Source organism: Methylobacterium sp. ME121 (assembly GCF_000974725.1).
Taxonomy (GTDB): Bacteria; Pseudomonadota; Alphaproteobacteria; order Rhizobiales; family Beijerinckiaceae; genus Methylobacterium; species Methylobacterium radiotolerans.
In genome coordinates, this window is record NZ_BBUX01000005.1 from 129,242 (window position 1) to 142,133 (window position 12,892).

The window sequence follows — 12,892 nt, forward strand, 5'->3', positions numbered from 1 at the left end:
ACCAACCCTACCTGTGGCGACATCGAAAGCCCGCTCTGCTGAGGAATCATGGACAAGCTTACCCTCTACACCTCGCCGTCAGCCTTCCCGAACCCACAGCGGGTGCGCCTGCTCATGCACGAGAAGGGTATCGCGCAGCATGTCGAGGAGCGTGTGCTCGACATGGCTCCGGGCGGCGAGCAGCGCGGTTGGCAACATCTCAAGCGCAATCCCTGGGGCGAGACCCCGACTCTTGAGCTGCCGGGCGGTGGTTATCTAGCCGAGAGCGTCGCGATCGCGCGCTACCTCGACGAGAGCTTCCCGGGCCGCAAAATTCTGGGCGAAGGCGCATTGGAGCAGGCACAGGACGTGATGTGGAACGACCGGATCTGGGTGCAGATCCTGTACAGGCTCACGACGCTATTCCACGTGCTCCATCAGGGCCTTGGGCCGAAGCTGGAACTAACTAGCAACCCGCAATGGGGCGAGCATTGCCGCAAGGAGGCGCTCTCCCATGCCAGCCTCGTCGACCGGCATCTGTCGGATGGGCGGGACTGGATGCTCGGTGGCGCGCACCCGACCTTCGCCGACATCACGCTGTGCACGGCGATCGCGTTCTCGAAGTTTGGTCCGGTCGCGACCCCGCTGGATGAGCGCTACGAGCAGCTCGACCAGTTCTGGCAGCGCTGGAAGGCGCGCCCGAGCTTCCGCCTCGCTTATGCGGATGGCGGCGGCCTTCAGGAACTGAGCGCGCTTCAGACCGCCTGATCGGCACGAGGTCTGGCGGAGCGACTGCGCAACACGCCGCTCGCTTCGCCCGGCTCCCGGCATAGGGGCGCAGGGCCGCGCACAACCGTGCTGTCTTCAGCGCGACGGGAGCCCTCACGGAGTATATCGCGCGATTGCGAATATCGGCGGTGGAGCGGGGCCTGTGCACCAGGCTTCGCCCCAGGTCGCGCCGAAAACGTCCGCTTTCGTGCATCGTCGCCCGGCAGTGGACCGGCGGAGATCCACCCCAAGCTGGTGTTGCCGGATGGCTGACGAACGTCTGCTTCGGGGGAACGCCGGCACCGCTTCCGGCGGCTGGGTTGGGTCGGAAGCGGGAGGACCGCTTGGGGTGGAAAACTGCCAGTCCGCTTTCGAGTGTAGACATCAGAAAGCAGACCACCGGGGATCGGCAGCTGCTCTCCGTAAGCGGCCGTTTGTCTCTGGATTGAGGTAGCCGCAAAGGCCGACCGCAGCAGGCCAAACAAGTCTGGCATTTTCCAGTTAAATTGCGCCTTAAAGAGCCTGCCGTCCTTGTAGGATTGCATTGTGTAAATCGCTGGCTATCACAAAAAGAAGCATCCGTCGCGACTGAGGGTCGAACAAGACAGGGATACTTACTCAATCATCTCTCAGGCAGGCTCGATGACGTTCAAGCGTTCGTCAAAACCGGCAGCCGTGCGGTCTCAATTCCTGGCAAAAGGTGCATGACGGAGCGGGCGAATTCGTAGCGCGCCACGGCGATGTCGTTCGTCCATGGGGGGAGAGGCCGTTCCATGATCTCCGTGGAATCGAGACCCGCCTCGAAGCCGGCCGCGATCCCGCTCTCGGTCGCATCGAGCCAAGCGAGGGTCTGATCGATGCCGCGCCGCCCAGCTTCGGCCGGGCCGTGTCCGGGAACCAGCAATCGGCAGGGGATGTCGGCGACCGTGGCAAGGGCTTTCCGCCAGAGGGGTAGATCGGCGTCCGGTGTCGTCGCAGCCCGATCGAGAAAAACGAGATCGCCGGGAAACAGCAGGCCCGAGGTCTCCTCGAAGAGGCAGAGATCCTCGTTGGTGTGGCCGGACAGGTTCAACAGACGGAAGCGCCGCTCGCCGACCTGCTCCACGCCGTCCCGCGCCTCGTTGACGGGCTTTGGCACGCCGGTCCCGCGCATCCAGTCGCCGGCTACCCGATACATGCCGCTGGCGAGGTCGTTGCCGAACCGAGCGAGGTCCCGCCGCAGTCCTGGGCCGACCCACACGGCCGAATCGGGGAAGGCCGTCGCCCCGAGGCTATGGTCCGCATGGAAATGGGTAAGGTAGACGCGTACCACGGGCTTGCCCGTGAGGTCTCGCGCCAGAGCCTCCAGGGCCGTGCCGTAGCGGTAGGACGGGCCCGCATCGATCAGCACACAGCCGTCTCGGGTTTCGATCAAGGTCACGTTGGCGATGGCGCCGCCGTTCTCGGCGGTGATGGCCTCCTGGGCTCCGTAGAGCGTCCAGACTCCTGGAGCCACGACGACGGGCTTGAGCGTGTAACGGCGGGGAGCCGCGAGGGCCGGAGTGCAGGCCATCGCCGCAAGTCCCAGCGCGAGCCCCGAGCGACGGGTCAGGCCACGGGATTGTTCGATCGCGCCCATTAGAGTCTCTCCCGTGCCTGCGCCTCGATCGGGGGCACCGGCACCTTGGCGCGGAAGTCGTTGCCGGCGGTGTTGCGCATCGAGACGAGCAACGCTTCGGTCGCCCCGTCCTCCAAGAGGAGCGTCAGGGTCGGGTTGTCGGCAATCGCCTCCGACAGAGTGAGGTCGGCGAGCCGCCGCCCCGCCACATCGGAGATCGCCAGCGTTTCGATAATGAACACCGGCACGTTGGCGATCATTCCGTTGTCCATAGGGTGGGTCGTGCGCAGGCGAAGACGCAGAGCGTCCGCCTCCCGCCAGATCCGGCCCTGCAGCGCGCCGAGCCTTTTCCAATCGACCCGCTTCTCGACGACCGGCGGCACAGAGCATCCGCCGCCGGCCGCATCGAGCGTGCGTCCCCCGATGTACCAGCGGCCGTCCTGACGGGCTGCCGCACGGATGGGCGTCCCCTGTTCGATCTTCATGCGGAAGGCCGCGAAGGGCTGCGCGCCGGTTCCGGCGAGGCGTAACGTCAGGGGGAAGGGATTCAGGTCGGCGATGACGATGAGTTCCTCTACAGAGCCTATGCCGCGAGCATCGACTGTCACGGGGACCTGCGTCTGGTCCTCGGTCACCGGAGGCAGCGTGACAGTGATCCGGTCGTCGAAGATCGCGGGCAGGCCGCCGAGGTAGCGCTCGGCCATGCTCGACCAGAGGGGCGACTCAAGGGGATCGCGGGTACCGGTGGTTTTCGGGGCAGGCATGGGGCTTCACCTCGACGGGGTGGAAGTCGCGCCGAGCGACGGGACCGCAGGCGGATCGGCCGGGACGAGGGGACGGCCGGCATCGCTCCAGCCATCCGTGCCGTCGGCAAACCAGTAGACCCGGCGGTAGCCGAGGTCGGCCGCACGGCGCACGGCGTTCCAGGACATCCAGCAATCGGCCATGCAGAAGAAGATCAGCGGGTGGTCGCGATGTCCCCCGCTGAGCGTCTCCAGCCAGCGGGCGAGATAGGCGGCGAGACGGGGCTCGATCCTGCCGCGGCCCGTCTCCGGCAGCCACACCGCGCCGGGAATCGTCTCGCGCCGGTCCACGATCCTCCAGCGACCGCCGACGGGCTCGAAGCCGCCGCGCTGGGGCATCACGTCGATTAAGGCGGCGCCCTCGGCACGGAGCCGGTCGACTTCGGCGAGGGCTACGAGAGTGCCGCCGACGACGGGGCGTGTCACCGGCGATCTGTAGTTCTGCGTCCGAAGCCCGGTGACGGGATCGAAATCGGCATCCGCCGCCACGATCCCAACTGCCCCCGGCCCCTCCTGCGGATGGGCGGGAAGGGACGAAACGAGGAGGAGCGCGACGGCCAGGCTCCTCATCGGCCGATCTCCGCCATGCGCCGGAGCGTGTCGTCCCGGTCGAGGACGTGATGCTTGAGCGCTGCCGCGACATGCAGCGCAATCAAGCCCGGCAGTGCCAAACCGAGCCCGTCATGGACCCACACCGCGGTCTGATAGATCAACTCCGGCCGGGTCTCGAACAGCTTCGGGATCAGGGGCCACTCGAACAGCGCGAGGGCCCGCGGATAGGCGAGGGAGCGGGCGATGCCGGACAGCGGCATCAGCAGGATCGCGGCGAGCAAGGCTCCGTGCATTGCCCGTGCCGCCCAGACCTCCCAACTCCTGTGCTGCGAAGACGGGGCCGGCCACCCTTCCCATGCACGCCACAGCAGACGGGCCAAGACGAGGAGCAGGAGCAGCATTCCAAGGGACTTATGCAGGCGGATCGCGGTGCCGCGGCCCGGTCCTTCCGGCACCGCCCGAAGCCAGAAGCCGTAGGCCAGCATCGGGAGGATGGCGAAGGCGACGCTCCAGTGCAGGAGCCGGGTCGGAAGGCTGAGGCGGCCGCCTTGCGGAGGCGGCGACGCCTCCCCCGGCGCCGGGAGGGAGCCCGTCATCGCTGCAACGCCCGAAGATGGGGAAAATCGCGCTTCTGCGTCAGGATGGTACAGTCGCGGTCGTCCTCCGAATTAGGGCAGCGGACCTCGACGCCGTCGGGGTAATGGCTCACGTTCTCGCAGATCGCGACGAAGCGGGTCGCCCCACCATCGAGTTCCTCGGCCTCGAGGCCGCCCACGCCACATTCGGTCTTCAACATCAAAAGGCGGCGGACCTGATATTCCTTGATTCCCTCCGGCCATGCGGGGGCGGCAAGGACGAGTCCCAGAAGCAGGAGCAAGGCCGCGCGCATGGGGCCGACCCCGCTCAGCTCTTGGGCTGGCTCTCGACATAGGTGCGGATCGCCCAGATCGCCTCCTGGCTGAGGATGCCCTCGAAGGGCGGCATCCGGTAGCGGTCGTCCTTCTTGGCGCCGTGCATCACGCGGGTCATGAACCAGCCGTCGCCGGCCTCGCCCTCCTCAAGCTCGCGCAGGTCCGGCGCCATGCCGCCGGACTTCGCGTCGAGGCCATGGCAGCGGGCGCAGTTCTGGTTGTAGCCGTTGGCGCCGATCTCCATGGCCAGCTTGTTGCCGTGGTAGGGGTTGGTCGCCCGGACATCGTCGCCGAGCGGCGGCAGGCCGGTCGTGTCGACCGGCTGCGGTGCGGCGTCGCCATGGGCGAAGACGGCGGCGGGCAGCGTTGCCACGGTCAGCGGAAGCGCGAGCAGACCCGCGCGAAGGAACGTCATCATTGGAAACCTCGGAACGGACAGGTCACGGCGCCGGATCGAGCCAGATGCGCCACGTTTCGGAGCCGCTGATTTGCAGAGAGTAAGTACCGGGCGTCTCGATGGTGTAGACGGCACTGCCGCCGCCACCGATGTGCAGGTTCTGAACGATGCCGCCCTGCGCATCCTTCAGGTACATCACGAAGATCGGGCCATCGCTTTCGTAGCGCAGCACGGTCGGGGCGGTGATGACGAAGGGCTCGGTCTGCATCGTCAACCGCCCCCGGAAGCGGGGCGGCACGAGGATCGCGGCGAGGCGATCGTAGCAGCGCAGGCGCTCCCCCCTCGTCCGGCAAAGCACGGCACGCGGCGAAGGCCGTGCGGACATCCGCCGACGCCTCCGCCGCCGCCGCGCCGGACAAGCCGGGCAGCAGCAGGACGACCCACGGCGCGGCAAGCCACGCCCATCTCACTGATCCGTCTCGGCGGCGGGCGGCGCGGAGGCCTCGGGATAGGTTTCCCATACCGGCTTGCCGTGCTGCCAATGGTCCGGGCAGCCCTTGCAGCCCTTCATCCAGGCATCCTGGAAAATCGCAAAGCGGATCTGGACGCCCTGCATCACCGCATCGGTGAAGTTGGCCTCGTAGAACTTGGTCTCCTGGAGATCCGTGTCGATGAACTTCGCACCGACGAACTGCGCGCGCTTGGCCTGCACCATCTCCAGATCGGCCACCGTGAAGTCGGCTCCGCTGAAATCGGCTCCCGAGGCGCGGGCATGATCGAGGTTGGCCCCGACGAAGGAGGCACCCCGGGCCTTCAGCCCCTGCATGAAGGAGATCTGCAGGCGCGCGCCGCTGAGGTTGGCTCGGTCGAGCTGGGCGCCGCGAAGGTTCGCACCGCGCAGGTCTGCACGGGCGAGCTGGGCGCCGGTGAGATCGGCCCCGCCGAGATCCGCGTTCTTCAGGTCCGCATAGCGCAGGTCCGCGCCGGGACATTTGGTCTTGGGTGCGATCGTGCAGCCGTTGACGATCCAAGGATCGGGCCGTTCCTCGCGGTTGACGATCTGGGTCTGAGCCGACACGGGACAGGCGAGCGCCGATGCGATCAGCCCGGACAGAAGCAGCGTGCGGCCGAGGGAAGCCTGCATCGGATGACACTCGGTGACGGGGTGGGCGGTAGCGAATGAGACGGGGGCCGGGCCGAGGCTTGCGCCCCGACCCAGTCTCCGGCGGCGACCGGCTACTGCGCGGAGGCCGTGTCGGTCGGCACCTCGAACACCCAGAACGAGCCGCCCTGGCTGACGAGCTTGGTCTGATCAGCCATGTCGCCGCCCCAGAGCGGCACAGCGCCGCCGTAGCCCGAGGCGATGCCGATATACTGTTTGCCGCCATCCTCCCAAGTCATCGGCACCGAGACGACGCCGGAGCCGGTCTGGAAGGCCCAGAGCTCCTTGCCGTTCTTGGCGTCGAAGGCCTTCACATAGCCGTCCGAGGTGCCCTGGAAGACGAGGCCGCCCTTGGTGGTCATGCTGCCGCCCCAGAGCGGCATATTCTCAAGATGCTCCCACACGATCCTGCCGGTCTTCGGATCGATCGCCCGTAGGGCACCGACATGGGTGTCGAACTTGCGGTGAATGCGGAAGCCCTGGCCGAGATAGGCGGAACCCGCCTTGTAGGTGACGTTCTCGGTCCAGTAATCCTCGCTCCAGTCATTCGACGGAATGTAGAACAGGCCCGTCTGCTGCGAGTAGGACATCGGGCTCCAATTCTTGCCGCCGAGAAAGTTCGGCGTGACCTGGATCGACTTGCCCTTGCTCTGCCCGGCCTCGGGAGCCGGCGGGCGCTGACCCTCGTTCTCGATCGGACGACCGGTCTTGAGATCGTAGCCCTTGGCCCAGGTGATGTCCTTGACGAAGGGATAGGCCGCGATCAGCGCCTCCGGCTTGTTGATCTTGCCGTCGCGGGCCGTCAGCTTGTCGATATCGGTAAGGATGAAGAAGCCGTTGCGGTCAGCATGGGCGCCGGCGCGGATCTTCTTGCCGTCTTTGTCGAGGTCGAACAGGATGATCTCGTTGTTGCCGGAATAGTCCCAGGCATCGTTCGGCGTATGCTGGAAGAAGCCGACCGGCTCGCCGTTCGACGGGTCGATATAGACTTGGCCCGAGGTGAAGAGGCTGTCGCCGGGCGAGCGGTAATGGTGGTTCCAGGGGGCCGGGTTGCCGGTGCCGATGATGAAGGTGTTGGTCTTCTCGTCGTACACGCCCGTCTGCCAGGGCGCGCCGCCGCCGTGGTTCCAGGCCTCGACCTTCTTGCCATCCTTGTCTGGCCAGGACGGCGCCTTCGCGTCGCCAGTCGGCGTCGAATCCTTGCCGTTGAGGCGTCCCATATGGCCCTCGACCATGGGCCGCATCCAGATCTCTTCGCCCGTCTCCGGGTCGCGGGCATAGAGCTTGCCAAGTGCGCCGAACTCGTCACCGGAATTCCCATGGATCAGCAGCACCTTACCGGACTTCTGATCCTTGATGATGTTGGGCGCGCCGGTATAGGCGTAGCCCGATCCGTGATCGTCGAACTTCTTGTTCCAGACGACCTTTCCGGTCTTCGCGTCGAGCGCCACCATGGAGGCGTCGAGGGTGCCGAAGAAGATCTTGTTGCCGTAGATCGCGGCGCCACGACTCACGACATCGCAGCAGGGGCGGATGTCGTCGGGCAGTCGGGCGGCGTAGGACCAGAGCTTTTTGCCGGTCTTGGCGTCGAGGGCGAAGATGCGCGAGTAGGAGGCGGTGATGTAGATGATTCCATCGTGAACGAGGGCTTGTCCCTCCTGGCCACGCTGCTTCTCGTCGCCGAAGGAGAAGGACCACTTCGGCTTCATCCGGCCAACGTTCTCGGTGTTGATCTTGTCGAGGGATGAATAGCGCTGAGCTTTCACGCCCATGCCGTACATCAGCACATCGTTGTTGGTTTGCTGATCGTTGAGGATGTCTTCCCAGGCGACGGGCTTCATCTCGTCCTTCGCGGCTGCAGGCGCGGCCATCGCCCACGAGAGAACAAGCAGGGACGAAGCAGTCAGGAAGACATTCCGGCGCGGTGATCCCGTCGCAGTCTTATTAGCCATGTCTCTCTCCCTCACGACCCAGTCTTTGAGCAGGATCGCGCTCTATTGAAAGGCAGCAGTCGGAAGCGGGCAGCCTCTCTTTCGCGACTATAGACAGCAATCGGGGGCGCGCCGACATGGACCTTGGTATAATAACGCCACATTATTTTCTTATTAAGAGGGAAAATAGGCCATGATTCTTGCGTCTCTCTCGATATCAATCTCGAAGAAAGCCATAAGTGCAATATTTGTACTTTGTTGATTGACGAAATCCGGGCGGGATTCCAATCATGATCACACCGTCGTGCCCTTCTCCGAGGCGGCTGTGCATCTCCTTCTCGTGGACGATCATACCCTGTTCCGGGACGCGCTCCGGCGCGTCCTGCAACTTGGCTTTCCCGAAGCGACGATACGGGAGACATCCTCAATCGAAGGGGCCATCGACGATCTCTCGCAGCATCCCGAGCCGGATCTCGTCATCCTCGACCTGACGATGCGGGGCGTGCGGGGGTTCGAGGGCTTTCTAACGGTCCGATCCCGCTTTCCACGGATCCCGATCCTGATTTGCTCGGGTGTCGATGAGCCGCGCATCATTCGCGAGGCGCTGGCTCTCGGGGCAGCCGGCTTCGTCGCCAAGACGGCTCGGCAGGCAACCTACCACGCTGCCGTCAAGCAGGCTCTCGAAGGGCAGATCTTCGTGCCGGAGGGCGTCGTGCCGCTGCCCCCCGAAGCTGGGCAACGCTCCGCCTCCGCTCGAATCTCCACCCTGTCGCAGGGGCAACTCAACGTGCTGATCCTCATCAAGAAGGGCCTAACCAATCAGGAAATTGCGGCGCGCCTTGGGATCGGCATGTCCATGGTCAAGACCCACGCCACCGAGATCATGCGCAAGCTTGGCGTACGGACCCGAACTCAAGCGGTGATCTTCGTGTCCGAGCTCGATTTTGAGCATGCCGGACTACGTCGGTAAGGCCATGACATGCAACGCGCAGCGTCATCTAAGTCGGATCGTCCCTGCGATGATCATTCTGCTGACGATTTTTGTGAATTCCACGTTGAGCCAAAACGTAGAGGACGGATCTCAAGCGTCGATAGGGCCAGAAGATACAAAAATTGTCCTCGATCTCATCCGGCGTGAACTCGAAAGTCCTGATGCGAGGGTCACGAATTTGCGCCGAAGCGGGCCCGTCCACATTTGTGGTTCCGTGAACGTCAAGAACCGCGAGGGCCTCTATACGGGCGAGCGCGGATTCGTCGTCGATCTACAAAATGTCAAGTTCGGCCGCGTCCCGGATGGACCAGAACTTCTTAATCCTCGCGTGGCTGGATTCACTCTGAAGGAGGCGATCCGCCAAGACTATTTTCGCTTGTGCTTAGAGAGCTGATCGTAACGAGTCCACCGCCTGCTACCAGGGATCCGTCGCCTTCACCGAAGCGGCTGTGAGAGGCGCATCACCGCCGTATTAACGGCCTGGGGAGGTCTGCTTTCGGAACATCGCGGTCGCGCGTGAACGACTGCGCTGGGTCGGTAGCAGGCCGTCCGCTTTTCCCGCGGACTTTCTACGAAGCAGACCGGCAGCTTTCGGCCAAACTACGTCACGCCGGATCGTCATCGCACGCAGAACCGGACGTTCGGCTTGGCGCCCATTGCTGCCACTCGGCCGAACCGGGTAGCAACCTAAAAGCAGACGTTCTATCGGCAGCTGAGCGATGGCCTGGTTGTCGATGTATCCGACAGTGCATCGCCGTAGGGAGGCTTCGCAGGTGCCTTCACGAATATCGCTCCGATGCGCACAATCCCCCGGTGGACCTTTGACGACACCATCTTGAGGTCAGCCTTGCCCTCGCGCCGTCACCAACGGCCTACGCCCCTTCGTGCCCCAAGCTAAGCTGAGTTTGCTCAACTGCCGCGAAAGACCGCTATCGGGATGCGCCAACTCCGCCCGAGATGGCAGACATGGGTCGCGAGGAGTATGTTAGCTTTCTCGGCTAGCCAGCGACTCAATGGCTATCCCACGCAACGTCGATACAAATGCGCTCTGCTAACATGCCGACCCATTTCATCGTCAAATTTTGCAGGCAGTCGAGTACACAACGACCTATAACGTCTATTATTTCTGTAAAACCGATCTAATGTGAATCCAAATCAATATAAAGACGTTTCTTGACCTGCCGCACCCTGCTAAGGGTGCGCTTTATATTAATCATCGTGCTGAATCAGATAATCTGATGGCGCCGATCAAATCAGAATATTTGTCCGCTTCCTTCTCAAAATCTAATTTTCCCCGCAATGGCCGTTGCTTCTCGTTCGTGCGAGGAAAGCTGCGGCCTCGAATGATTTCGGAGGAAACATGCTGGGGTCCCTTGGCGCCCAGGCACTACGGCGTCGCCGTTAGGCCGCACCCATGCAGCCAAACTGGATCGTTCTCTCCCTGACCCTGGCCTACATGGCGGCGATGGGGCTGATCAGTTTCTCTGTGCGACGCCATGCGAGGAGCGCTGGAAGCTTTACCTCCGGCGGCACGCGCTATCCGGCGTTCCTGATCGGCTTTCTGCTGATGTCGGAATTCATCGGGACCGCCACGAGCGTCGGCACGACACAGACGGCCTACAGGGTCGGCGTGTCGGCCGCCTGGAACGTCCTCGCCCTCGCCGTCGGTTTCGTTCTCTACGCCATTCTCCTGGCGCCCCGCTTCAAGGAACTCGGCGAGAACACGATCTCCGGGGCGTTGGCCAAGGCCTACGGTCGCCCGACCAAGCTCGCGACCTCGGTCATCATGATCTTCGCGCTCCAGATCGTCGCGGTCTCGACCTATGCGGGCGGCGGTACGATCCTGGCGGGCCTCCTCAACGTCGACCGGACCAGCGCCATCGTCATCACGGGTATCGTCGCGACGCTTTATGTCAGTGTCGGGGGGATGCGCTCGGTTATCTATACGAACGTCCTGCATGCCGTCGTGAAGTATCTTGGCATCCTCGCGGCCGTGGCCTTCGGATTGTCTCAGGTCGGCGGCTTCGACAACCTGCGGGCCCACGTGCCCGAAGCGATGTTCGCGGTCGATACGGTCGGCTGGTCACAGATCTTCGCGTGGATGGTCGCCGGCATCGGCGCGGTCTTCTCGACGCAATACGTGATCCAGGCCATCAATACCGTGCAGGACGGGCGCACGGCGCGGCAGGCCAGCTTTTATTGTGCCTTCCTGCTCGTGCCGTTCGGCATCGGCGCTGCCCTGGTCGGTGTCTGCGCGGCGGCGCTGCTGCCGGGAATCCCCGCGATCCAGGCTTTGCCGGGCCTGATCGCCCGGATGGACGATCTTTTGGCCGCCATCGTGGTGGCGGGATTGGCGGGATCGCTGTTCGGCACGATCTCGGCCCTTAGCATCGGCGCTGCCACCCTACTGTTCAAGGATTTCTATCATCCCCGCCGTCGGAGCGAGGATGGGACGTCGTCCCTGCGGTTCGTCCGCAGCATGACAATGCTCGTGGGCCTGATCCCGATTCCCCTGGCGATCTTCGCGCCGGATATCCTGAAGGTGACGTTCCTCGCGAAATCCCTGCGGGCGACCCTGGCGGTCTTGGTCATCTTTGCCTTCTACGCTCCGCGCTTCGGCACACCGCGGGCCGCCGTCGTCAGCATCCTGGTTTCCCTCGTCCTGACGATCGGCTGGTTCCTCGCCGGCGATCCCGGGGGAATCGACAACGCCTATGTGGCCCTCGTCATTCCCCTAGCGGTGATGGGTACAGCCGAACTCCGGAAGAGGACCACGCTCCGGAACGAACAGGTTGCGGCGCCCTGACGGGACGGGTGTCCCGGCGGCGATCTAGCTGCCCCCCCGCGGACCATGCTAAATAGTGCAGATGTCCGAGGCTCTTGAGATCGCCCATGGCGCCTTCGGCCGCGTCGCGCTCCTCGACATGGACCGCAGCCTTGTCCGCCACGCGCACCCGCATTGCCACGTGCTCCTGAAGGTCGAGGGAGACGACACGCAGTTCCTCGTCGGTGATCAGGTTGTGGCGCTCACCGACGATCAGGCTGTCCTGATCAACGCCTGGGAGACCCACGCCTACCTGCACGATCCCCGGCGGGCCAAGGCGATGATCCTGGCCCTGTACATCGAGCCCAACTGGCTCGGCGCGTTCCGGCGGAATTGGGCTGCGAGCGGGGCGCCCGGTTTCTTCGGACAACCGTCGGGCGCCGTCACACCAACGATTCACCGGCTCGCCCACGACCTCGCCGCCGAGATGGTCTATGCACCGCTTTCCTCCCACATCCAGGACGAGTTACTGTCGAACCTGATGGTTGCCGTGATCGAGCGGTTCACGGCTTGGCGCGAGGAGCCCCTCTCCCTCCGTGCCGCCGCCCGGCGCAACGCTGGCGACTGGCGCATCCGACGCACCATCGCACGGGTGCGGGCAGAGCCAGGCGCCATGCTGGGCACCGAGGCGCTGGCACGCGAGGCGGGCCTCTCCCGCGCCCAGTTCTACCGCCTGTTCGAGCAATCCACCGGGGCCCCGCCCCATGTCTTCCTCAACGCGATCCGGATCGAACAGGCCGTCGAGGCCATCGTGAGCAGCGAGGAGCCCCTCACCGCGATCGGCATGCGCCTCGGCTTCGCCGCGCCCGCACATTTCTCGCGCTTCTTCCGGGACCACGTCAGCGTACCCCCGAGCATCTTCCGCGGTATCGTCCGGCGGGGCGGCCAGCCCACTGCCTGACGGCGCTGTCATCAAAGAATGAGACGTTTCGGTAAGTCGCGAGACGCCTCGGCATCGCTGCGCCCACACGGAGCCG

General features: G+C 64.3%; 14 protein-coding genes. 5 read left to right on the forward strand and 9 right to left on the reverse strand.

Translation table 11 applies throughout. The features are described 5' to 3' along the window. The first annotated feature begins 48 nt into the window (after positions 1–48). Positions 49–747, forward strand: coding sequence for a glutathione S-transferase family protein (locus ME121_RS06485; protein WP_012329789.1), 699 nt, complete (start codon positions 49–51; stop codon positions 745–747). Between the two features lie 649 nt (positions 748–1,396). On the opposite strand, the gene ME121_RS06490 is transcribed toward ME121_RS06485, so the two are convergent. The 9 genes from ME121_RS06490 to ME121_RS06530 all read right to left on the reverse strand — a co-directional run bounded on the left by ME121_RS06490 (position 1,397) and on the right by ME121_RS06530 (position 8,040). Continuing rightward, positions 1,397–2,365, reverse strand: a complete 969-nt coding sequence (locus tag ME121_RS06490; protein ID WP_059408532.1) for a quinoprotein relay system zinc metallohydrolase 1 — start codon at positions 2,363–2,365, stop codon at positions 1,397–1,399. Beyond that, a complete protein-coding gene (locus ME121_RS06495; RefSeq protein WP_089231028.1) occupies positions 2,365–3,108 on the reverse strand; it encodes a quinoprotein dehydrogenase-associated SoxYZ-like carrier in 744 nt (247 codons plus the stop codon). Before ME121_RS06495 ends, ME121_RS06490 begins: the two co-directional genes overlap by 1 nt. A 6-nt stretch (positions 3,109–3,114) precedes the next feature. Beyond that, entirely contained in the window at positions 3,115–3,717 is a 603-nt protein-coding gene (locus ME121_RS06500; RefSeq protein ID WP_059408534.1) for a rhodanese-like domain-containing protein, read from the reverse strand. Beyond that, the gene (locus tag ME121_RS06505; RefSeq protein ID WP_059408535.1) at positions 3,714–4,295 is read right to left on the reverse strand and encodes a cytochrome b; all 582 of its coding nucleotides are present in this window, start codon (positions 4,293–4,295) and stop codon (positions 3,714–3,716) included. The genes ME121_RS06500 and ME121_RS06505 overlap by 4 nt, the downstream gene beginning before the upstream one ends. After that, positions 4,292–4,588 (reverse strand): hypothetical protein, encoded by a 297-nt coding sequence (locus ME121_RS06510; protein WP_059408536.1) that lies wholly within the window; start codon positions 4,586–4,588, stop codon positions 4,292–4,294. Before ME121_RS06510 ends, ME121_RS06505 begins: the two co-directional genes overlap by 4 nt. A 14-nt stretch (positions 4,589–4,602) precedes the next feature. After that, on the reverse strand, positions 4,603–5,025 hold the full coding sequence (gene pedF / locus ME121_RS06515) for a cytochrome c-550 PedF (RefSeq protein ID WP_206407097.1): 423 nt from the start codon (positions 5,023–5,025) through the stop codon (positions 4,603–4,605). A gap of 25 nt (positions 5,026–5,050) precedes the next feature. Beyond that, entirely contained in the window at positions 5,051–5,392 is a 342-nt protein-coding gene (locus ME121_RS06520; protein WP_491892821.1) for a hypothetical protein, read from the reverse strand. Positions 5,393–5,473: 81 nt separating this feature from the next. After that, positions 5,474–6,151, reverse strand: a complete 678-nt coding sequence (locus ME121_RS06525) for a pentapeptide repeat-containing protein (protein WP_059408539.1) — start codon at positions 6,149–6,151, stop codon at positions 5,474–5,476. A gap of 92 nt (positions 6,152–6,243) precedes the next feature. Beyond that, a complete protein-coding gene (locus ME121_RS06530) occupies positions 6,244–8,040 on the reverse strand; it encodes a methanol/ethanol family PQQ-dependent dehydrogenase (RefSeq protein ID WP_280951351.1) in 1,797 nt (598 codons plus the stop codon). Positions 8,041–8,404: 364 nt separating this feature from the next. Here ME121_RS06530 and ME121_RS06535 point away from each other — a divergent pair, with 364 nt between their 5' ends. The 4 genes from ME121_RS06535 to ME121_RS06545 all read left to right on the forward strand — a co-directional run bounded on the left by ME121_RS06535 (position 8,405) and on the right by ME121_RS06545 (position 12,816). After that, entirely contained in the window at positions 8,405–9,070 is a 666-nt protein-coding gene (locus ME121_RS06535; RefSeq protein WP_491892822.1) for a response regulator transcription factor, read from the forward strand. Positions 9,071–9,119: 49 nt separating this feature from the next. Further along, the gene (locus tag ME121_RS33385) at positions 9,120–9,485 is read left to right on the forward strand and encodes a hypothetical protein (RefSeq protein ID WP_246753298.1); all 366 of its coding nucleotides are present in this window, start codon (positions 9,120–9,122) and stop codon (positions 9,483–9,485) included. Between the two features lie 1,020 nt (positions 9,486–10,505). Then, positions 10,506–11,897 (forward strand): sodium:solute symporter family protein, encoded by a 1,392-nt coding sequence (locus ME121_RS06540; RefSeq protein ID WP_059408541.1) that lies wholly within the window; start codon positions 10,506–10,508, stop codon positions 11,895–11,897. Between the two features lie 61 nt (positions 11,898–11,958). After that, positions 11,959–12,816: a helix-turn-helix transcriptional regulator gene (locus tag ME121_RS06545; protein ID WP_012321636.1), complete on the forward strand. Its 858-nt coding sequence runs from the start codon at positions 11,959–11,961 to the stop codon at positions 12,814–12,816. Positions 12,817–12,892: the final 76 nt, after the last annotated feature.